Origin of the sequence: Inquilinus sp. NPDC058860, assembly GCF_042743185.1 — a bacterium.
Classification (GTDB): Bacteria; Pseudomonadota; Alphaproteobacteria; order DSM-16000; family Inquilinaceae; genus Inquilinus.
This window is the reverse complement of the sequence record NZ_JBHYMS010000042.1, coordinates 25,216-43,174: the sequence shown is the minus strand read 5'-3', so window position 1 is coordinate 43,174 and position 17,959 is coordinate 25,216. Positions and strand designations below refer to the sequence as shown.

Annotated in this window: 24 protein-coding genes; 18 read left to right on the top strand and 6 right to left on the bottom strand. The window is 65.5% G+C overall.

Annotation, left to right across the window (positions count from 1 at the left end; all coding sequences use genetic code 11):
• Nucleotides 1-13 precede the first annotated feature (13 nt).
• Complete coding sequence (locus tag ACFW16_RS24905) at nt 14-1,978, top strand: transglycosylase domain-containing protein (RefSeq protein WP_380310115.1); 1,965 nt, start codon at nt 14-16, stop codon at nt 1,976-1,978.
• Nucleotides 1,979-2,196: 218 nt separating this feature from the next.
• Here the strand turns inward: ACFW16_RS24905 and bdcA are convergent, their stop codons facing one another.
• Both bdcA and ACFW16_RS24895 read right to left on the bottom strand, forming a co-directional pair.
• Nucleotides 2,197-2,907, bottom strand: coding sequence for an SDR family oxidoreductase (gene bdcA / locus ACFW16_RS24900; protein ID WP_380310113.1), 711 nt, complete (start codon nt 2,905-2,907; stop codon nt 2,197-2,199).
• A gap of 85 nt (nt 2,908-2,992) precedes the next feature.
• Complete coding sequence (locus ACFW16_RS24895; RefSeq protein WP_380310111.1) at nt 2,993-3,304, bottom strand: EthD family reductase; 312 nt, start codon at nt 3,302-3,304, stop codon at nt 2,993-2,995.
• 72 nt (nt 3,305-3,376) lie between these two features.
• On the opposite strand from ACFW16_RS24895, the gene ACFW16_RS24890 reads away from it, so the two are divergent.
• A complete protein-coding gene (locus tag ACFW16_RS24890; RefSeq protein WP_380310109.1) occupies nt 3,377-3,496 on the top strand; it encodes a LysR family transcriptional regulator in 120 nt (39 codons plus the stop codon).
• A 232-nt stretch (nt 3,497-3,728) separates the two neighbouring features.
• On the opposite strand, the gene ACFW16_RS24885 is transcribed toward ACFW16_RS24890, so the two are convergent.
• Nucleotides 3,729-4,091 carry a hypothetical protein gene (locus ACFW16_RS24885; RefSeq protein WP_380310107.1) on the bottom strand — a complete coding sequence of 121 codons (363 nt, stop codon included), beginning with the start codon at nt 4,089-4,091 and terminating at the stop codon, nt 3,729-3,731.
• Between the two features lie 429 nt (nt 4,092-4,520).
• Between ACFW16_RS24885 and ACFW16_RS24880 the strand changes: the two genes are divergently transcribed.
• The 13 genes from ACFW16_RS24880 (at nt 4,521) to ACFW16_RS24820 (ending at nt 11,066) form a co-directional block, all read left to right on the top strand.
• Nucleotides 4,521-5,171, top strand: a complete 651-nt coding sequence (locus ACFW16_RS24880) for a glutathione S-transferase family protein (RefSeq protein WP_380310105.1) — start codon at nt 4,521-4,523, stop codon at nt 5,169-5,171.
• A gap of 303 nt (nt 5,172-5,474) precedes the next feature.
• Complete coding sequence (locus ACFW16_RS24875; RefSeq protein WP_380310103.1) at nt 5,475-6,473, top strand: Mu transposase C-terminal domain-containing protein; 999 nt, start codon at nt 5,475-5,477, stop codon at nt 6,471-6,473.
• On the top strand, nt 6,473-7,240 hold the full coding sequence (locus ACFW16_RS24870; protein WP_380310101.1) for an AAA family ATPase: 768 nt from the start codon (nt 6,473-6,475) through the stop codon (nt 7,238-7,240). Before ACFW16_RS24875 ends, ACFW16_RS24870 begins: the two co-directional genes overlap by 1 nt.
• Nucleotides 7,240-7,806, top strand: coding sequence for a hypothetical protein (locus tag ACFW16_RS24865; protein WP_380310099.1), 567 nt, complete (start codon nt 7,240-7,242; stop codon nt 7,804-7,806). Before ACFW16_RS24870 ends, ACFW16_RS24865 begins: the two co-directional genes overlap by 1 nt.
• On the top strand, nt 7,790-8,131 hold the full coding sequence (locus ACFW16_RS24860; protein ID WP_380310097.1) for a hypothetical protein: 342 nt from the start codon (nt 7,790-7,792) through the stop codon (nt 8,129-8,131). The genes ACFW16_RS24865 and ACFW16_RS24860 overlap by 17 nt, the downstream gene beginning before the upstream one ends.
• Nucleotides 8,124-8,357, top strand: a complete 234-nt coding sequence (locus ACFW16_RS24855) for a hypothetical protein (RefSeq protein WP_342239673.1) — start codon at nt 8,124-8,126, stop codon at nt 8,355-8,357. The genes ACFW16_RS24860 and ACFW16_RS24855 overlap by 8 nt, the downstream gene beginning before the upstream one ends.
• Nucleotides 8,354-8,665, top strand: coding sequence for a hypothetical protein (locus tag ACFW16_RS24850; protein ID WP_380310094.1), 312 nt, complete (start codon nt 8,354-8,356; stop codon nt 8,663-8,665). Before ACFW16_RS24855 ends, ACFW16_RS24850 begins: the two co-directional genes overlap by 4 nt.
• The gene (locus ACFW16_RS24845) at nt 8,662-8,862 is read left to right on the top strand and encodes a hypothetical protein (protein ID WP_380310092.1); all 201 of its coding nucleotides are present in this window, start codon (nt 8,662-8,664) and stop codon (nt 8,860-8,862) included. Before ACFW16_RS24850 ends, ACFW16_RS24845 begins: the two co-directional genes overlap by 4 nt.
• A gap of 8 nt (nt 8,863-8,870) precedes the next feature.
• A complete protein-coding gene (locus tag ACFW16_RS24840; protein WP_380310090.1) occupies nt 8,871-9,179 on the top strand; it encodes a hypothetical protein in 309 nt (102 codons plus the stop codon).
• A complete protein-coding gene (locus ACFW16_RS24835) occupies nt 9,172-9,486 on the top strand; it encodes a LexA family protein (RefSeq protein WP_380310088.1) in 315 nt (104 codons plus the stop codon). The genes ACFW16_RS24840 and ACFW16_RS24835 overlap by 8 nt, the downstream gene beginning before the upstream one ends.
• A 284-nt stretch (nt 9,487-9,770) precedes the next feature.
• Entirely contained in the window at nt 9,771-10,193 is a 423-nt protein-coding gene (locus ACFW16_RS24830) for a hypothetical protein (protein WP_380310086.1), read from the top strand.
• Complete coding sequence (locus ACFW16_RS24825; protein WP_380310084.1) at nt 10,174-10,671, top strand: DnaA N-terminal domain-containing protein; 498 nt, start codon at nt 10,174-10,176, stop codon at nt 10,669-10,671. Before ACFW16_RS24830 ends, ACFW16_RS24825 begins: the two co-directional genes overlap by 20 nt.
• Complete coding sequence (locus tag ACFW16_RS24820) at nt 10,668-11,066, top strand: phage protein GemA/Gp16 family protein (protein WP_380310082.1); 399 nt, start codon at nt 10,668-10,670, stop codon at nt 11,064-11,066. Before ACFW16_RS24825 ends, ACFW16_RS24820 begins: the two co-directional genes overlap by 4 nt.
• A gap of 31 nt (nt 11,067-11,097) precedes the next feature.
• Here ACFW16_RS24820 and ACFW16_RS24815 read toward each other — a convergent pair whose 3' ends face one another.
• Nucleotides 11,098-11,400: a hypothetical protein gene (locus ACFW16_RS24815; RefSeq protein ID WP_380310080.1), complete on the bottom strand. Its 303-nt coding sequence runs from the start codon at nt 11,398-11,400 to the stop codon at nt 11,098-11,100.
• 269 nt (nt 11,401-11,669) lie between these two features.
• On the opposite strand from ACFW16_RS24815, the gene terL reads away from it, so the two are divergent.
• The 3 genes from terL to ACFW16_RS24800 are packed head-to-tail and all read left to right on the top strand — an operon-like array spanning nt 11,670 to nt 15,557.
• Nucleotides 11,670-12,782: a phage terminase large subunit gene (gene terL / locus ACFW16_RS24810; RefSeq protein WP_380310078.1), complete on the top strand. Its 1,113-nt coding sequence runs from the start codon at nt 11,670-11,672 to the stop codon at nt 12,780-12,782.
• On the top strand, nt 12,779-14,323 hold the full coding sequence (locus tag ACFW16_RS24805) for a DUF935 domain-containing protein (protein ID WP_380310076.1): 1,545 nt from the start codon (nt 12,779-12,781) through the stop codon (nt 14,321-14,323). Before terL ends, ACFW16_RS24805 begins: the two co-directional genes overlap by 4 nt.
• Entirely contained in the window at nt 14,313-15,557 is a 1,245-nt protein-coding gene (locus tag ACFW16_RS24800) for a PBECR2 nuclease fold domain-containing protein (protein WP_380310074.1), read from the top strand. The genes ACFW16_RS24805 and ACFW16_RS24800 overlap by 11 nt, the downstream gene beginning before the upstream one ends.
• A 107-nt stretch (nt 15,558-15,664) precedes the next feature.
• Here the strand turns inward: ACFW16_RS24800 and ACFW16_RS24795 are convergent, their stop codons facing one another.
• Both ACFW16_RS24795 and ACFW16_RS24790 read right to left on the bottom strand, forming a co-directional pair.
• A complete protein-coding gene (locus tag ACFW16_RS24795; RefSeq protein ID WP_380310072.1) occupies nt 15,665-16,267 on the bottom strand; it encodes a hypothetical protein in 603 nt (200 codons plus the stop codon).
• Nucleotides 16,268-17,650, bottom strand: a complete 1,383-nt coding sequence (locus tag ACFW16_RS24790; protein WP_380310070.1) for an AAA family ATPase — start codon at nt 17,648-17,650, stop codon at nt 16,268-16,270. It abuts the gene before it with no gap.
• Between the last annotated feature and the right edge of the window lie 309 nt (nt 17,651-17,959).

The following is a 17,959-nucleotide window of genomic DNA, read 5'->3' as shown; positions in this document are numbered from 1 at the left end:
CTGGCTGTGGGGCGTGGCGAAGTGGGGCGCGGTGCTGTCGATCTGGGGCGTGATCGCGCTCGGCGTCGTCGTCGCCTATTTCGCCTACGACCTGCCCGACATCCGCCAGGTGGCGATGCCGGAGCGGCGCACCGCCATCACCGTGGTCGCCGACGACGGCGGCCAGATCGCCCGCTACGGCGACATGACCGGCGACATGGTCCAGGCCTCGGCCCTGCCGAAGCACCTGACCGAGGCGGTGCTGGCGATCGAGGACCGCCGCTTCTACCACCATTACGGGCTCGACCCGATCGGCATCGCGCGGGCGCTGTGGGTGAACTGGCAGGCCGGCCGCGCGGTGCAGGGCGGCTCCACCATCACCCAGCAGGCGGCCAAGAACCTGTTCCTGACGCCGGAGCGCACGGTCCGTCGCAAGATCCAGGAGGCGATCCTGGCGGTGTGGCTGGAGATGAACTTCTCCAAGGACCAGATCCTGACCGCCTATCTCAACCGGGTCTATTTCGGCTCCGGCACCTACGGCATCGACGCCGCCGCCCGCGCCTATTTCGGCGTGCCGGCGATGGAGGTGAACCTGGAGCAGTCGGCGATGCTGGCCGGCCTCCTGAAGGCGCCGTCGCGCTATGCGCCGGACCGCAACCCCGAGGCGGCGCGGCAGCGCGCCGACGTGGTGCTGTCGGCGATGGTCGACGCCGGCTTCGTCACCGAGAAGGAACGGGCGGCCGCCGACGACCAGCCGCCGGTGCCGCCGCGCCGGCCGGGCGGCGGCTCGGGCAGCCGCTACTTCGCCGACTGGGTCGCCGACCAGGTGCCGGATTTCGTCAACACCGCCGCCCCGGCGCTCAGGGTCGAGACCACGCTGGTGCCGTCGCTGCAGCGGGCGGCCGAGAGCATCGTCGATGGCCGCATGGCGGAGGATGGCGGCAAGGTCGGCGCCAGCCAGGCGGCGCTGGTGGCGATGCGGCCGGACGGCGCCGTGGTCGCCATGGTCGGCGGCCGCGGCTACAGCCAGAGCCAGTTCAACCGCGCGGTGACGGCGCAGCGCCAGCCCGGCTCCTCCTTCAAGATGTTCGCCTATCTGGCGGCGGTGGAGCAGGGGCTGACGCCGGACAGCCTGGTGCTGGACGCGCCGATCACGATCAAGAACTGGTCGCCCGGCAACTACGACGGCAAGTTCCACGGCGAGGTGACGGCGCGCGAGGCGCTGGCCAAATCCTACAACACCGCCGCGGTGCGCATGCTGCAGCGCGCCGGCATCAACCGGACCATCGAGCTGGCCCGCCGGCTCGGCATCGCTTCGCCGCTGCGGCCGGAGCTGTCGCTGGCGCTGGGCACCAGCGAGGTCAACCTGCTGGAGCTGACATCGGCCTATGCCGCGCTGGCCAACAGCGGCAACGGCGTCTGGCCCTACGGCGTGGAGCGCATCGGCCCGCCGGGCGAGGCCGCGCTCTACACCCGCTTCGGCGGCGGCCCGGGCGAGGCGGTGCTGCCCTGGCATGTCGAGGCGATCAACCGGATGCTGGGCGCCACCATGACCATCGGCACCGGCCGCAGCGCCCGGCTGGACCGGCCTTCGGCGGGCAAGAGCGGCACCAGCCAGGGCTACCGCGACGCCTGGTTCATCGGCTTCACCGCCGATTATGTGGTCGGCGTCTGGGTCGGCAATGACGACGGCACGCCGATGGACAAGGTGACCGGCGGCAGCCTGCCGGCGAAGATCTGGCACGACTTCATGGTCGAGGCCGAGCGCGGCAGGCCGGCCAGGCCGCTCCTGGGCGTCGACGACTCGCTGCCCGCCGCGGTCGCCACCGCGGGACCGGGCGGCGGGACCCCGGCCGCGATCGCCCCGACCGTCACGCCTTCGGGCGCGCCGAAGGTGCTGGTGCCGCCTGCGGCCACCATCCCGACGGTGCAGCCGGCGAAGCAGGAGCTCGACCAGGGCGGCCTCGAAGGCCTGCTGGGCAGCCTGGGGAACGGGTGATCTCCGACAGGAGGTAACGCGTTGGCTCTCCCGCTTGGACATCGGTTCTCCTTCTCGGAGAACTGTTCCTATTTTCCCTGTCTCACTCCAGGGATCCACTCCAGGTCCACTCCACAAGTCGCCGAACTGTGGAATTTATGCGCTGTCCCGAATTACCCATTGATCCGAAGCGAGCACCGATCGGGCGGCAATCGATCCCAAGTTCTGGGATAGGCGGCTCAGGCGGCGAAGCCGCCGTCGATCGTGTGCATGGCGCCCGTGATCCCGCGCGCCTGCGGGCCGGCGAGATAGAGCGTCAGGCTCGCCACTTCGTCAGCGGTGCCGTAGCGCTTGATGGACATCGGCCCGAGCATGGAAGCCGCCCGCGGGCCCTCGGCCGGGTTCATGTCGGTGTCGGTCGGGCCGGGCTGGACCACGTTGACCGTGATGTCGCGCGGGCCCATGTCGCGCGACAACCCGCGCGCCATGCCCTGCACCGCCGCCTTGGTCATCACATAGGCCGAGAGCCCGGTGAACGGCATATTGTCGGCGGTGTCGGATCCGATGACGATTATACGCCCCCCGTCGGGCATCGAGCGCGACGCTTCGACACTGCCGAAATAGGCACCGTTGACGTTGACGTCGATCATCCGTTCGACGTCGTCGGCGGCGAGCGTCAGCGGATCGCCGAAGACCAGCAGACCGGCATTGTAGACGAATATGTCAATCGGCCCGGCATCGCGGATCGCCGCGATGAGCTCTTCGCGTTCGCCGGCATCCGCCCGAAGCGCCTGCGCGCCGGTTTCGGTGGCGAGCTGGGTGGCCGCATCCGCCGAGGCGGCATAGGTGAACACGACCGTTGCGCCGGCTGCGGAAAAGCGCCGCACGATCGCGGCACCTATGCCGCGGCTGCCGCCGACGACGAATACCTTGTGATCACAAAATTCCATCGTGCTTGTCCTTTGAATGCGGAAGGGAGTCAGTCTGTCGATGTTCGTTTGCGGCCGCCCCCACCCGACGCGACGGCCGGCGCGGTCAGAGCGGGATGCCGATGCAGCGGGACACGGTCGCGTCCGTGAAGCGGGGGACGTCCGCCATCACCGCCTCTGTCTCGGCGGATGCGAGCGCCGCGTGCAGCGCGGCCTCATCGCGAAACCGGTAGATCCCCACGGAGACATCCACTGCATCGGCGTCGCGGGGGAAGAAGGCGGCGGCGCTTTCCAGTCCATGCCGCTGCCAGCACGCGAGCGCCAATGGCAGGTGAACGTCGACACATAGTAGTCGCGATCGAAGTATGTGCCGCCGCTGCAGGTCACTATCATTGTTGCATGTGTCATGGACGAGCATTTAAGCCGTTCAACTTTGACTGAAAACCTACAGAAATGCAGATTCTCCGTTCAATTATGTGGGTGGCGGTGAATGGATTGGAGCGATGTCCGAATTTTTCTCGCTGTGGCGCGGACGGGAACGCCGGGCGCCGCCGCACGGGCATTGCGGCTGAGCCATCCGACGATCGGCAGACGCGTCCGCGTGCTGTGAAGACGCGACCGGTCAGACCTTAATTTTGAACTACGGATCTGTGCGGGGGGCGCTCAGCAATGGGCGTCCCTGCCGCGATCCGAATTAACCGGTTCGGTCCGGCTGATCGGACGCGTCGCCTGCAGCTTGAACTCCCGGCTCTTCCGCTCGGAGATCGGTTCTCCTTCTCAGAGAACTGTCCCGATTTTTCCCCCTGTCTCACCACAGGGGTCCACTCCATCCGGATTTCCAACTACGGGCGCGGGGCCTTGAAGCTCTGATCGATGGAGAACTCTACGCCTCCCATGCCGCTGCACTTGATGATGCCGAAGTATCGGCCGATCGGCTCGCCATCGTTTCCGATGAGCTTGAAGGCGACATCCCATGCATCGGTGATGCGGTCGTAGGAAGGACCGCCGGGCTCGGGCGCGACCTCCTTCCAGAGGGATCGGGGAGCCAGGTTCGATGCCGAGACCGCTTCGTCGAGGCGAGACAGGATCTCGCTGCCCGGGGCCGCCCTGCAACCCGCCGCAACATTGTGGCTATCGATGGCCACCCAGCCCCCGATTGCCAGGACAAGAGCAGTGATCAGCACGATGATCGATCGCCGCGTCATTGCCAGTCAGTCCAGCTATTCAAGAGTTATCTCGCCAGCCATGGTTCTCCCCCTTCTGATGCAGCGTCGACGTATGGAGGCGATCGTTGCGCCGGATGGTGGCCTTGGCCGGACACCATTCTCATCGAGGGTAAGTGAATCCTATTTATCTGCAAATGCGAATTAGTTGTGACAAGCTGAATCGCCGGTGTTGGTGGAAGATCATTTCTCCCACCACCCGCAACCGGCAAAACGGCATGACGATTCGGGCCAGCGTCGTTGGTACCCCCACGGGGCTCGCCACGACGGGTTGAGGGTGGGGGCGACGACAGGCGGCCGATGGACTGCCGGCAGAGCCGCTGAAGCCATCCGAGCGGATTGCCGCGCCTGCGGTGTCGGTCTCCCGTTCAGCCGATCGTCTTCAAGACAGACAGTCTCAGGAGACCGACGATGACGGCCATGATCACCGCCTTTGAACGCTCGCCCGACCGCGGCAAGGGGCTGGCACGCGACATGCGGGTCCGCTGGGCGCTGGAAGAGGCGGGCCGGCCTTACGACGTCCGTCTGCTTTCGTTCGAGGCGATGAAGGAGCCCGCGCATCTCGCGCTGCATCCGTTCGGGCAGATCCCGACCTATGAGGACGGCGACCTCGCCCTGTTCGAGTCGGGGGCGATCGTGCTGCATATCGCCGAGCGCCATGGGGGCCTGCTGCCGGACGACGCGAATGCCCGGGCGCGCGCGATCGCGTGGATGTTCGCCGCGCTCGACACGGTGGAGCCGCCGATCTTCGACCGCGCCCTCGCCAGGATCCTCGAGCGCGACGAGCCCTGGTACGAGCAGCGCCTGCGCTTCCTCGAGGACAGCATCCGGACACGGCTGGGCCACCTGTCCCGCCGCCTCGGCGATGCCGAGTGGCTCGACGGCGCGTTCAGCGCCGGCGACCTGCTGATGGTGACGGTGCTGCGCCGGCTGCAGGGATCGGATCTGCTGGAGGCCCATCCGAACCTCTCCGCCTATGTCGCCCGCGGCGAAGCGCGGCCAGCCTACAAGCGGGCCTTCGCCGCCCAGCTGGCGGTCTTCACCGCCGCATCGGCCGGCTGACGAAGCCGCTCCGGGCGCGAAGCGTCAGTCGGCTGGCCGGCCTGGAGTGGATCCCGGCGGTGAGACAGGGAAAACAGCTTTCAGCCGGGAGTTCAGGCTGGAGCCGGTGCGGCGGATCGAGGCCGGTGTCGCTGGATGGCCACGCCCCTACGGGGCTCGCCATGACGGGTTGAGGTGGGCAGCGGCCATATGTTCCCTTTTTGTTCTTGACGCGATGCCGCATCGCGCCGCATAATCCAGGCACAGTCGAACAGTTGCGCCCGCCCGGCCTCGCCGCGGCGGGCTTTTTCGTGGGAGGCCGGCATGGAGGATGTCGTCGCGTGGGCCGTGGAGGTCGATGCGAGCGAGCGGTTGTTCGAGCGTGTCCACCAATCCTGCCTGGTCCGGGCCGCGAGAGAGCTGCCGACCTATATCGGCGCGAAGATGGACGAGGAGGCGAAGCACCGCGTCCACAAGCTGACCCGCGCCGACATCAAGATGATCGGCCGGTCCCGGCTGCTGATGTCCTTCGACGACTTCCGGGAGTATGTCGGCGCACAGGTCGCCGCCTACAACGGGCGCCGCCATAGCGAGCTGGGCATGTCTCCGCTCGATCGGTGGGAGAGGCTGCTCCGCGACCAGCCCGACACGATGATCGACCGGCTGGCGCCAGAGGAGGCGGCGGATCTGTTCCGCCCGACCGTCGAGCGCGTCGCCCGGCGCGGTCAGGTCGAGCTGTGGACCAACATCTACTTCCTGCGGGACCTGGAGCATCACCATGGCGAGACCGTCCAGGTCGGGTTCGACCTGCACGACGCCAGTCAGGTCTGGGTCCGCGACCAGGCCGGGCGCCTGATCGGCGTCGCCAAGCTGGACGGCAACAAGGTGCCGTTCATGCCGGCGCTGACCCGCGCCGAGCGGGAGCAGCAGATCCGCACCAAGGGCCGGCGCGACCGCCTGAACCGCGATCTGGCCGTTGTCGAGGCCGAGCTGAACGGCGGCCCCGCGCTGATCGAGCACGCCTCCCGCACGACGGTGGACGAGTTCTTCCTGAACGCCGCCCGGCGGCAGTTGGACGCGCTGGAGACCGTTAGCGGCGCGCCGACCCCGGCTGCCGCTAACGCCGCGGAGGCTCCCGCCCGCCCGATCTTCGGCACCGATCACCAGTTCGCCGCCTGGCTGGCCGTCAATCCCGGCCAGGCGACGTCCACCGACCTGGCGTGGCTGAAGCCGCGCCTGGCCGACCCTCACTTCCTGCTGCTGCTCGACGCCTGCTCGATCGATGTCGAGGCGCTGAAAACCCTGTGCAGAGAGGCCGCCTGATGAAGCCCGCGTTTATCCCGAGAGTCTCCAATGTCACGGAATGGTTGGGCGCCTTCGAAGCGCTCAAGAACCGAGGCGCATCCGAAAGCTGCCTGATGCTGGTGGACGGCGAACCCGGCCTCGGCAAGACGGGAACGGCCGTGTGGTGGGGCGTCCAGAACAAGGCGATCCACGTCCGCGCCAAGCAGGGGTGGACGCACAGCTGGTGCCTTCGGGACATCTACGCCGCCGCCACCGGTCGACCCGCGCAGACGCGCGACACGGCGAAGCTGTTCGACGCGGTCGTGGCGGCGCTGACGGCCCGCCAGGCACAGGCGGCGCGCATGGGGCACGCCACCACCGTGATGCTGATCGACGAGGCCGACCACGCCGTCGCCGCCGGCCGGGACGTGGTCGAGGGCATCCGCGATATCACGGACCACCTGGAGATCCCGACCATCCTGGTGGGCATGGACCGGATCAGGAAGCGGCTGGACCGCTATCCCATGGTGGCGTCGCGCATCAGTCAGAAGGTCGAGTTCAAGCCGCTGACGCTGGACGATGTCCGAGCGGTGATCGCCGGCATCAGCGAGGTCGAGGTCAAGGATGACTTGGTGGCCTTCACGCACCGGGCCAGCGGCGGCTACATCCGCGAGTTGAAGGAGGCGGTGGCGGCCATCGAGCGCTTCGGCCTGCGCCAGGCCGGAGCGGCCGTTGGTGTCGACGCGATGCGCGGCCAGGTGCTGCTGCATAGCCGTGAGACCGGCGCGCCGGTGGTGGTGTCGTGATGCACGCGCTTCTGGAAGCCTTGGCCGCGCCCGGCACCTGCGTCCACATCGACGAACTGCCCGACCTGCTGGGAAAGAGCTACCGCGACGCCTGCAACGACCTGCGGCGTGCCTATGCCGCCGGACTGATCGAGCGCGCTTCGGAGGGGTGCTACCGGCTGACCGAGCGCGGCCGTTCCGAGGACGCCGAGCCGCTGATGCTGGTGGCAGCCCCGTGCAGCACCGGGGGCGTCTGGGATGCCACGGCTCGGAACCGGATCTGGGCCGCCATGCGGCAGCTCGGCAAGTTCTGCCGCGCCGACCTTGCCGCGGCCGTCGCGCAGCCGGACAGCGATCGGAGGGCGCTGGAAAACTCGATACGCCGGTACGTCGCCCGACTGGTCGCCGTTGGCTATCTCGTGCCGCTGACCGGCCGCGTCAGGGTCGCCGCCCATCCGAACCCTGGGCAGAAGCGCTATCGCCTGGTCCGCGACACCGGTCCCGCCAGCCCCCTGGTGCGGCGGGACGGGTCGATCTTCGACCGCAACCTGGCCCGCGTGGTGACCGCCGATGTCCAGGCCGGTTGACCCCGCTGTGGTGGCGCTGCTGCGCGCCGAGGCATCCCGCCGCGGCAGCATCCGGGCCGTCGCCGACGCCATCGGCCGCAGCCGCACCGCGGTGTCCCTGGCCCTCTCGGGCAAGTACCCGGCCTCCGACACCAGCCGGTTCGAGGCGGCGGTGCTGGCCGCCCTGGACCAGGTCGAGTGTCCCTTCCTGGCCGAGCGCGTGCAGCGGGACCGCTGCCGCCTGGCGCTCGGCCCCTGTCCCACCCACGCCCCGCACGCCGCCGCCCATTGGCGCGCCTGCCAAACCTGCCTCAACAAACCCCAGGAGGAGAGTTCCCGTGGTTAAGTTGCTGTCGCCCTTGTCCCGCGAGCTGCATTCGATGCGGCGCAAGCTCGACACCCGCCTCAGCTCCCGCCAGCCGCTCAGCGAGGCCGAGGTGAAGCGGATGATCGAGCTGCTCGGCATCATGGAGGTCGAGGCCGTCGCACTCGAAAGCCGGCCGACGGTCGCGGTGTCGGAGAAGACGCTCGACCTGGCCCGTCGCCTCGAAGCCGCGGGGATCGTGCCGTGACGGCGCGCCTCATCGGCCGCGAGGTCAGCTTCGAGCTGGCTGGCCACGGCACCGTGCGCGGGACCGTCCAGACCTATCGGCAGCTGCGCGACAACCGCTACGCCGTGACGGCGACGCATGGCAACGAGACTCTGTCCGGCATCGTCGATGTCACTCCCGAAGGAGAGGTCGCGACCGTGATCGACGACGGCACGGCCGACCGGATCGCCCAGGCGATCCTGGACGGACGCTCGGTGAGGATGCCGATCGGGCGGCAGATGCATGCGCTCGCTGCCGCCTGGCTGAGCCGGCGGGGAGCGCGGCCATGAACACCGGCCTCGTGATCCTGGCCGTCTGGCTGGCCGGTCTATCGGGTCTCGTCGGCGGCCTCGCTTGGCATGCCTACTGGCTGCACGGCGTCCGCGTGGTCACCCGGCAGTTCGTCGCCGAGACCCTGATCCTGATCGCTCTCCTGTCCCTCGTGCTCTACGGCCCGCATTTCGTGGGCCTGGGCACCCCCAATTGAGGCGCCCCATGACGATGATCCTGCCCGAAGGCGTCCGCGCCAGAGTCCGCCTGTTCCTGGTCGGCACGGCCGGCGAGGAAGTGACGATCGAGATCCCGAACCTGCAGTACCTGCCGCCGATCGCGGACCCGGCTGACCCGATCGCTTTCCTTGAGGTCTGCCAGACCCGCTTGAAAGCCCCGATCAAGGCGGTCGGCGCTTGGCGCTTCATGACCGACAGTGAGGTCGACGCCTTCCTGGCGCGGGAGAAGGACGAGGACGACGGCTTCAATCCCCATGGCTCTGGCCCGGTGCCGGTGGAGCGGCGCCGTGGCTGACCTCGCCCTCGACCCGGCATCGGCCGGGATTGGCCTGACCCCGAATCAGGCCGATTGCATGCGCGTCATCCAGGAGCTGATGGACCAATCGGGGGTCTGCCCGTCGTACCAGGAGCTGGCCGACGAGTTGGACCTTCGCTCGAAGGGCGCAATCCATCGGCTCATCACCAGGCTGATCGAGCGCGGCTACCTGCGCCGGCAGCCGCACCACAGCCGCGCGCTGGAGATCCTCCGTCGCGTCCCACTGAACTTCGACGAACCGGCCTTCGTCCTCTCCGCCGACTTGGCGGAGCGGCGCGGCCAATAGGAGCGACCATGGCTCGCCGTCCTGCACCTATCAGCCCCGCCGAGATCGACCGCGCCTTGTTGCGAGCCGGCCAAGGTAAGGGATCCCAGCTGGCCTGCCTGCTCAAGCGCTGCAGCCGAGATGACCTGGCCGCCGCCTTCTCGCGGTGCGGCGCGGACCTCCGCAAGGCGCTGTCCTTCATCGGTGGCCGGCAAGAGGCGCGAGAGGAGTTTGCCACTTGGCGACGCCTAGCGCGCCGCCGGGCTGATCACGCCGATGCCGGCGACCGATAGAGGCGCCGAGCAATGAACAACACCGAGCTTGCCCTGTTCCTGTTCCGGCTCAACCGGATCTTCCAGGAAGCCCACGGCCCGTCCCGCAGCTCGAAGGCGGCGGCGAAGGAGACGATCTTCCGCATCGTCGCCGGTCTGCGCCGGGAGCAGACGCAGGCGCGCCCGGTGCCTGAATTGCGGTTCACGGCGGACGACGCCCGGTGGCTGATCCTCGGTGTCGTCGAGTGCCTTGAGCGCGCCGGCATCGCCCGGCCGGATATCGCCATCACCTTCAATAACGCCATTCGCGGCCTGCCGGCGCCCGCCCGGCCGCAGCTACCCACCCCTGAGATCCCGAACGGCTTCGTGCTGGTCCGCGATGACGTGCTGACGTCGCTGGCGGCCGGCACGTCCGTCTCGGTGACGGAGTCGACCGATGCCCCGCAAGCCTCCTGACGATCCTGTTTTCGATGCCTTTTGGGCCGTCTATCCTCCGCGGCGGCCGAACCCGCGAGAGCGGGCGCGGAAGCTGTTCAACGCCCTCATCAAGGCCGGCACCGTGACCGCGGAGGAGCTGACCGCGGCTGCCACCGCCTATGCCGCCGAGCGACGGGCGGCGAAGGCCGACCCGAAATTTAACTGGATGGCCTCGACCTTCCTCGGTGAGGAGCGCTGGCGCGACTATGTCCCGGCGGAGGAGGCAACCGATTCCGCGGTGGCACCGGAGCCGGACACGGGAGCCCATCCCTTCGGCGGCCTCGTCGATCAGGTCGGCATCAAGAAGTGGTCGACCTGGTTCCGGCCGCTCCGGCTGGAGCGGCAGGGCGAGCTGCAGATCGTCGTCGCCCCAACGAAGTTCCATGCCGATCGCATCCGGGCCGAGTTCGAGCAGCTGCTCCGCGAAGCGTGGGGCGAGATCGAGGTGCGGCCGTGAGCCGTGCCTCCGCCATCGCCAAGGTCCACGTCGCCAAGAAGCAGCTCGGGCTGGACGACGAGACCTACCGGGCCGTGCTGCGCCGGGTGACCGGTCGCGACAGCGCCGCCGACCTCAACGAGGTCCAGCTCGGGAACGTCATCCGAGAATTCGTCCGGCTCGGCTGGACGGGTGGCGCCGACCTCCGCACCGGCCGCACCTCGACCGGCCGCCTGATCCGCGCGCTCTGGCGCGATGCCTCTCGTGAGAAGTCGGAGGCGTCACTGCGTTCAATGATCCGCCGCGTCCTCGGCCTTGCCGAAGACGTGATCCCTGAACCCGACATGCTGGCTGTTGCAGACGCCTCGAAGGTTATCGAGGCGCTGAAGGTGATGAGGAGGAGACTCCGTGCATAGGCCCTCCTACGCGCCGTTCCCTCGCACTGGATCAGACGACCTGGCTCGGGTCCAGGTGCCTGAGCCGGACGAGAACCTGTCCGTCGCAGTACCGGCTCCCCTCGGTGATTGCGTCTCGAAACGCGGCCTCCAGGCGAGCACCGCAGCTTTGGATCGCAAGCGCCCCAGCGGCCCGCGCGTCGAGATGACTGGGCAGCTCGCAGCCATCTTCAAGATCATCCTCGTGCGCGAGGATGGTGGTCACGCCGCCCTCGCTATCGCACTCGAAGCGGTAATAGGTCCCGAGATCACCATAGTGGCCGGGAGGCACGTACAGACCAGTGAAACGGATCATTGTGAATATACTCCTAGATGGTCGTGCGCATTAGATAGGGGGTGCCATGGCTGATTCAAGCCGCGGCCTCGCGAAGTCGGCCACCTGGGATGGTTGGCCCTTCGGTTCCCTACAAATGTTCGGCTACAGCGTGTTGCTCGCCGATCCGCCCTGGCTGTACGAGACCTATTCGGAGAAGGGCCAGGGCAAGTCGGCGCAAGCCCACTACGACTGCATGCCGACCGCAGACATCGCTGCCCTAAACGCTGGCCGCCTGGCCGGGCGGGAAGGTGCAGGCGTTCGGCAGCGGCAAGCGGCTGCGCGGTGTGCGCCATGGCGCCTACCGGCCGGACCTGTGCTGGCTGGACGATCTGGAGAACGACGAGAACGTCCGGTCGCCCGAGCAGCGCGACAAGCTCGAAGCGTGGATCGACAAGGCCGTCGAGCCGCTGGGTCCGCCGGACGGGTCCATGGACATCATCTATGTCGGCACCATCCTGCACTATGACGCGGTGCTGGCCCGGAAGCTGCGGAACCCGCTGTGGCGGGCGACGGTGTTCCGCGCGATCGGCCGCTGGCCCGACCGGATGGACCTGTGGGAGCGGTGGGAGGAAGTCCTCCGCAATGAGGACGAGGCGGCGGCGGACGCCTTCTATGCCGCGAACCGGGAGCAGATGGACGCCGGCGCCGAGGTGCTGTGGCCGGCCGTCCAGCCCTTCGTCAAGTTGATGAAGATCCGGGTCCGCATCAAGGTCGGCCCGTTCGATTGCGAGTATCAGAACGACCCGGTCAGCAGCGAGGATGCGCTGTTCGGCAAGGTGACGTTCTGGGTCAATCGTCTCGGGCACTGGATGATGTTCGGGGCCTGCGATCCGTCCCTGGGCAAGCAGAACCGCGGGCGCGATCCGTCGGCCCTCCTGGTCGGCGGCCTCAATCGGGAGACCGGCATCCTCGACGTGGTCGAGGCCCGGATCGCCCGGCGGCTGCCGGACAGGATCATCGAAGACGTCATAGCCCTGCAGCGCGAGCATCGCTGCCTGGTCTGGGGAGTCGAAGCGATCCAGTTCCAGGAGTTCTTCCGGACAGAGCTGGTGCGCCGCTCGGCGGAGCGGGGCGTGCCCGTGCCGGCCGTGCCGATCATGACGAAGTCGGACAAGGCGCTGCGTATCGAGAGCCTGCAGCCGCACGTCGCCAACGGCCTGATCCGGTTCCATCCGTCGCAGACGGTGCTGCTCGACCAGCTCCGCCACTATCCGAAGGCCGACCATGACGACGGGCCGGACGCCCTCGAAATGCTGTGGGTGCTGGCCATCAAGCGCATGCGCATGACGGCCGGCATCCAGCGCGCCGGCCCGCGGCCGATGCCCTATGAGCAGATCCACAACGGATTCCAGCTGCCATGACCGACACCCCCGCCACAGCGCCGGCCGTCACCCGCACCGGCGAGATCGCGACCGCGAAGCTGGACATCACCATTCTCGGCTGGGGCGACACCCTCCGGCCACAGGATGACATCCTGGCCCAGCGCAGCGTGGGCAAGGGTCTCAAGCTGTACGAGGATCTGGCGCGCGACCCGCGCGCCGGCGCCGTGCTGGACAAGCGCAAGCGGGCGGTGGTGGCTCGCGACTGGTCGGTGACGCCGGGCGGGCCGCGGCGCGCCGACAAGCAGGCGGCCAAGCTGGCGGAGCGCGTCCTCGACGGCGAATGGGGGCTGTCCTTCGACAAACTGTGCCTCGACCTGCTGGACGCCCAGCTCAAGGGCTATGCGGTCTCCGAGCTGATCTGGGAGATGCGGGACGGCTTCGCCGTGCCGGTCGAGGCCAAGGCCCGCGACCCGCGCCGCTTCGTGTTCAACCGGGATTGGGAGCTGCGGCTCCTGACCCCGGAAAACCAGCTCGACGGCATCGCGCTGCCCCCGCGCAAGTTCCTGGTGCATCGGTTCGGCACTAGCTTCGATCCCTATGGCCTCGGCCTCGGCCATCGCTTGTTTTGGCCGATCTTCTTCAAGCGCAATTCGCTGCAGTTCTGGGCGAAGTTCTGCGAGCGGTTCGGCATGCCCTTTATCAAGGGCACCGCCGGTCCCGGCGAAGACACCAAGGACCTGCTCAAGCAACTGATCGGCCTGGGCCAGGACGGCGCCATCGCCGTTCCCGAGGGCACGCTGATCGAGCTGCTGGACGCCGCCAAAGGCGCCGGCGTTAACACCTATGAGGGATTCTGCCGCTATTTGGACGAGCAGGTCTCGGAGGCGGTGCTCGGCGAGACCCTCTCGACCAATGTCGGCCAAGCCGGCAGCCGGGCGGCCAGTCAGACTCACAACGAGGTCCGCGAGGATCTCTGCGACGGCGATTGCGACGAGCTGTCGGCCACGCTCAACGGTCAGCTGCTTTCCTGGATGGCGGAGGCCAACTTTCCGGACGCGGCGCCGCCGACCGTCTGGCGCCCGCGGCCGGAGAACCGCAAGGAGAACGCGGAGACAGACAAGGCCGAGACCGACGCGCGGTCGGCCGCGGTGGAGTATGTCGAGAAGATGCGCCGGGCCGGCTACGAGCCGGAGGACGCTGAGGCCGAGTTCATCGACCAGGCCAAGGGCCGGTGGTTCTTCGTCGGCCGGCCGGAGCCACAGCTGGCGCCGGCGCTGGGCGGCGCGCCCCCGCCGGCCGCCTTCGCCACGCCGGCCGAGCGCGATCCGGCCCCCGATCCGGCTGACCACCTGGTCGACCAGGTCGAGGAGGCGGCCGGCCCGGCGCTGGACCAGATGATCGACGCGATCAAGGCCGAGCTGGACGAGTCCATCCGCCTCCGCGAAACCCCGGTGCAGTTCGCCGCGCGCCTGGCGCGCATGGAGTCGACCATGCCGATCGACGGCCTGGCCGAGCTGCTGCGCGACAGCCTGGCGCTCTCGGCGCTGACCGGCATGGGCGACCAGCTCGATGGCCGGTGAAGCGGTTCCGGTCTCGGCGACCCCGGTCCACTTCACCGAGGCGATCGACTATTTCCGCAGCAAGGTGAACCTGCCGACCAACGGCTGGTCGGACCTGATGCACCAGGCGCACACCCGCGCCTTCACGGTCGCCGGCGCCACTTCGGGCGCCCTGCTCTCCGACTTCCGGGAGGCGCTAGACAGCGCGATCTCGACCGGGGGCACGTTGGAGACCTTTCGCGCGGACTTCGACCGGATCGTCGCCAAGCACGGCTGGGGCTACCACGGCAGCCGCAACTGGCGCAGCCGCGTAATCTTCGAGACCAACTCGCGGATGGCCTACAGCTCCGGCCGGTGGCAGCAGGCGCAGCGGTTGAAGGCGACCAGGCCCTATGCCCGCTATGTCGATGTCCACGATGCGCGAACCAGACCGGAACATTACGCCTGGCACGACATCATCCTGCCGATCGATGATCCCTGGTGGCGCACCCACTGGCCGCCCAACGGGTGGAACTGCCGGTGCCACGCCCAGAGCCTCTCAGAGCGGGATCTCAAGCGCTTCGGCCTGAAGGTCACCCTCGAACCGCCCGAGATCGAGATGGAGCCGCGCGAGGTCCGCGCTCCGGACGGTTCCTTCGAAACGGTCTGGACGCCGAAAGGCATCGACACCGGATTTGGGTACAATCCAGGCGACTCTTGGCTGCGGGGAGTCACCCCGCCCGAGCTGCGAAAGCCGCTGCCCCCGCCGGACATGCCTGCGCCCGCGTCACCACCTCCGCCCATGCCGGTGCCGCGTGACCCCGGCGTCGCATCATTGCCGGATGGGCTACCCGAGGAAGACTATGTGAGGCAGTTCCTTCGCCCCTTCGGCGCGGACATAGAGCAGCCTGTAGTATGGCGCGACCCGAGCGGGTCGCGGATCACGCTTTCGGACGAGCTGTTCCGCGACAGCCGGGGCGAGCTGAAGGTCACCAAGTTCGATCGCCACCGGCAGATCCTTGCCCTCGCGATGGCCGTCCTCGATCCTGATGAGATCTGGGTGGATTGGCAGAACATCGCTCCGAAGGACGCCGCGCCGAAATGGCGCCTGCGCCGGCGCTACATCCGCCGGTTCGAAATGGACGGGCGCAAGGGCGGAATCGCGACGTTCGGCTGGATGGAGCAGGGATGGGGCGGTGCCACAGCGTTTCCGCCTGACACGGTTTCCTATCTCGATCGCCAGCGCACTGGGGTGCTGCTCTATCAGCGCCCATGACTATGGCCGGGAACCCGCCCCCCGGCCTGCCCCACGCCTTAACGATGCCGGGCGGTGCGGCTCAGTCGTGGCAGCATCCAAAGCGTAGCTTGGATATCGTGTCGCGGCTAGGCTTGTCTGTCTACCAGACTGGCACAGAAAACTCCGTGTCGCGCTAACCACTCGCATCGATCCTCTAAAGCAAGAACGAGCTTTCGGAAACTTGGGCTGTTTTCCGCTATGCGCGCAGGGTTGCATCTCTTGAAAAGCCGCAGACCATGCACGGTTTCGCTGTAGCGTTCTTGCGCACCGCTCATAATCTGACGCAGCTTGGTTTTCCCGTCGCAACCCTCGGTTTCGCCAGCCGAAACGCAATCGCCATACTCACCACGAATCATCTCAACATCAGCAATAATCCAATTCTCAATCATTCGGTCACAAAAAACTATTTTTATTTGAGTTATATCAATTCCTCTTAGCTTCAGTTCGCTCAGATATTGTGCTTCCATAGCTTCGCATGATTCTTCCCGATCTTCTCTATCACTCACTATATAGACGGGGTAATATCTATTTCCCAGCAAACGAATAACTGGAGCAGCCTTTTCGGCCATTTTGCTTACTACTACAGAATCTCCGTTAGTATTTAATCTGCGAAGAGGAGAGTCCTTGCAGATTGCCTGCAATATCGAAAACTCAAGGTGACCATCAACAATGAATGCTGGTTTCGGCATTTAAAGAGACTCCGAGGTATAGAAGAAGCTCAAACCAAAGCCTGTGCTATTTATCTCTTCCTGGATAGCTCCCGGATCATCGACTCTTCGCGCGGTTGTTCTGCCTTCGGATAGAGAAACAATTATCAGCTCTTCTGGTCTGGCCGAATTTATCAGCGTTTCGCTATGAGTCGTGATCATCGCAAACGTTGGTCGTCGCGGAACTACGCGGCCGTTCCGTATCACCTCTAACACTAGTCTCTGAAGGTGTGGATGAAGGAAGTTCTCGGGTTCCTCGATGGCAAACAACTCACTATTAGTCTGCGTTATGGTAACAAATGCAAGCCATTTGGAAAATCCATCTGATATCTGCTGCAATGGAATTCGAATCTGCCTCCCACCTTCGCCACAAACGACAATCATCACTTTTATATAATTAAGATCGTTATCTACTGTTACTTCAATATTTTGAATATCTGGGTTGATCATTGTTAATAATTCGACAATTCTACCAAATGCTCCTGCCGTGAAATAGCTTCCTGCGGCTACTGATCTGTGAGTGTACAGTCGCGATGGCCTTGGCTGTTCACTTCGTCGTGAGAGTCTGTACAACAGCAGAAGAGTTGCGCTTAGGCCGCTTCCATCATGATGGACGCCGGGTGCTGTAGATAGATCCTCTCTCCTCTTTACGTGTTCCGGTACAATGTTGAAAGCTCTCCCTTTAAGCAGATCCCTTCTAATTTCCCTAATGGCAGGAAAGGTGGATCCTGCAAATTGTGGGAATAATCTCGCTATCGGCTCCTCTCTCTGCAGTTCTGTCCTGATAACACGTTGAATATCATCCTCGTCTTTCCGATTGCGTAAAGCAAATGTAGTTCTGATATCTAATTTATCTTGATCCATGAAAGGGATTTTTACCTCTGAATAGGGGCTCAGCGTGCCGTCATGGAGGATTTCAAGATCCCAGGCAGGTCTGTCTATGAAAAGGTCTGGCAAATCGGGTTCGAGCGCAACGAGCCTTAATCTAAGAGCTTGCTTCTCGAAGTATATAAATCCTGAATCAGAATCAACAACGATACTAGCCTCAATCTCGTAAAATACTCTCCTTTCTGACTGTGGTCGAGATGCAAGGTCATTGTACGTGGTTTCGCCAGAAGCGAAAAAGCTTATCGGTCTTCGCTGTTTCCCAGAAGTTCTTATTGAAAAATTCGCTCCAACTCCGCCCAATCTTAGCAACGAATCGCTAACAGTCTCCTGCGTCAGGAGTGAAAGCAACTCAAAGAATGCCAGTATATTGGTTTTTCCGGCGCCATTTGGACCAACAAGAACATTGACATCTTCTCGAAGATACAATTCAAAATCCTGTAGAGATCTAAATCCGTCAACACGAAGATTTCGTAGCATTTGGACCTCGATTGTCGGTCGGCAATGGAGCAGCTAGATGCCCATAATGGAGTATCCCGATTCTGATCGTATCACAGTCCATCGGGGCAGCGCGTACCGGAAGCCTGTCCAGATCCGCCACGTCCATGGGCCAGGGCAGCTGCCGTTGCCTGTCTTGCCCCCGTTAGCCCCCCGTTAGCGTCGATCCTACGCGCAATGGACATAGCCCTCGTGTGATGCCAGCCTGAGAACGTCCAGGAGGGGCGCTCTGCCCCAACGATTGGGTCACCGTACACCAGGGCCGTTCAACCTATCACAGCCCTCGATCCC

Coding starts and splice junctions, on each gene's coding strand:
- ACFW16_RS24805 (WP_380310076.1), top strand. CDS start 12,779: ATGACCGACACCCCCGCCACAGCGCCGGCCGTCACCCGCACCGGCGAG.
- ACFW16_RS24815 (WP_380310080.1), bottom strand. CDS start 11,400: ATGATCCGTTTCACTGGTCTGTACGTGCCTCCCGGCCACTATGGTGAT.
- ACFW16_RS24860 (WP_380310097.1), top strand. CDS start 7,790: ATGTCCAGGCCGGTTGACCCCGCTGTGGTGGCGCTGCTGCGCGCCGAG.
- ACFW16_RS24870 (WP_380310101.1), top strand. CDS start 6,473: ATGAAGCCCGCGTTTATCCCGAGAGTCTCCAATGTCACGGAATGGTTG.
- ACFW16_RS24865 (WP_380310099.1), top strand. CDS start 7,240: ATGCACGCGCTTCTGGAAGCCTTGGCCGCGCCCGGCACCTGCGTCCAC.
- ACFW16_RS24800 (WP_380310074.1), top strand. CDS start 14,313: ATGGCCGGTGAAGCGGTTCCGGTCTCGGCGACCCCGGTCCACTTCACC.
- bdcA (WP_380310113.1), bottom strand. CDS start 2,907: ATGGAATTTTGTGATCACAAGGTATTCGTCGTCGGCGGCAGCCGCGGC.
- ACFW16_RS24885 (WP_380310107.1), bottom strand. CDS start 4,091: ATGACGCGGCGATCGATCATCGTGCTGATCACTGCTCTTGTCCTGGCA.
- ACFW16_RS24890 (WP_380310109.1), top strand. CDS start 3,377: ATGGATTGGAGCGATGTCCGAATTTTTCTCGCTGTGGCGCGGACGGGA.
- ACFW16_RS24840 (WP_380310090.1), top strand. CDS start 8,871: ATGACGATGATCCTGCCCGAAGGCGTCCGCGCCAGAGTCCGCCTGTTC.
- ACFW16_RS24895 (WP_380310111.1), bottom strand. CDS start 3,304: ATGCTCGTCCATGACACATGCAACAATGATAGTGACCTGCAGCGGCGG.
- ACFW16_RS24825 (WP_380310084.1), top strand. CDS start 10,174: ATGCCCCGCAAGCCTCCTGACGATCCTGTTTTCGATGCCTTTTGGGCC.
- ACFW16_RS24875 (WP_380310103.1), top strand. CDS start 5,475: ATGGAGGATGTCGTCGCGTGGGCCGTGGAGGTCGATGCGAGCGAGCGG.
- ACFW16_RS24845 (WP_380310092.1), top strand. CDS start 8,662: ATGAACACCGGCCTCGTGATCCTGGCCGTCTGGCTGGCCGGTCTATCG.
- ACFW16_RS24830 (WP_380310086.1), top strand. CDS start 9,771: ATGAACAACACCGAGCTTGCCCTGTTCCTGTTCCGGCTCAACCGGATC.
- ACFW16_RS24795 (WP_380310072.1), bottom strand. CDS start 16,267: ATGCCGAAACCAGCATTCATTGTTGATGGTCACCTTGAGTTTTCGATA.
- ACFW16_RS24880 (WP_380310105.1), top strand. CDS start 4,521: ATGACGGCCATGATCACCGCCTTTGAACGCTCGCCCGACCGCGGCAAG.
- ACFW16_RS24790 (WP_380310070.1), bottom strand. CDS start 17,650: ATGCTACGAAATCTTCGTGTTGACGGATTTAGATCTCTACAGGATTTT.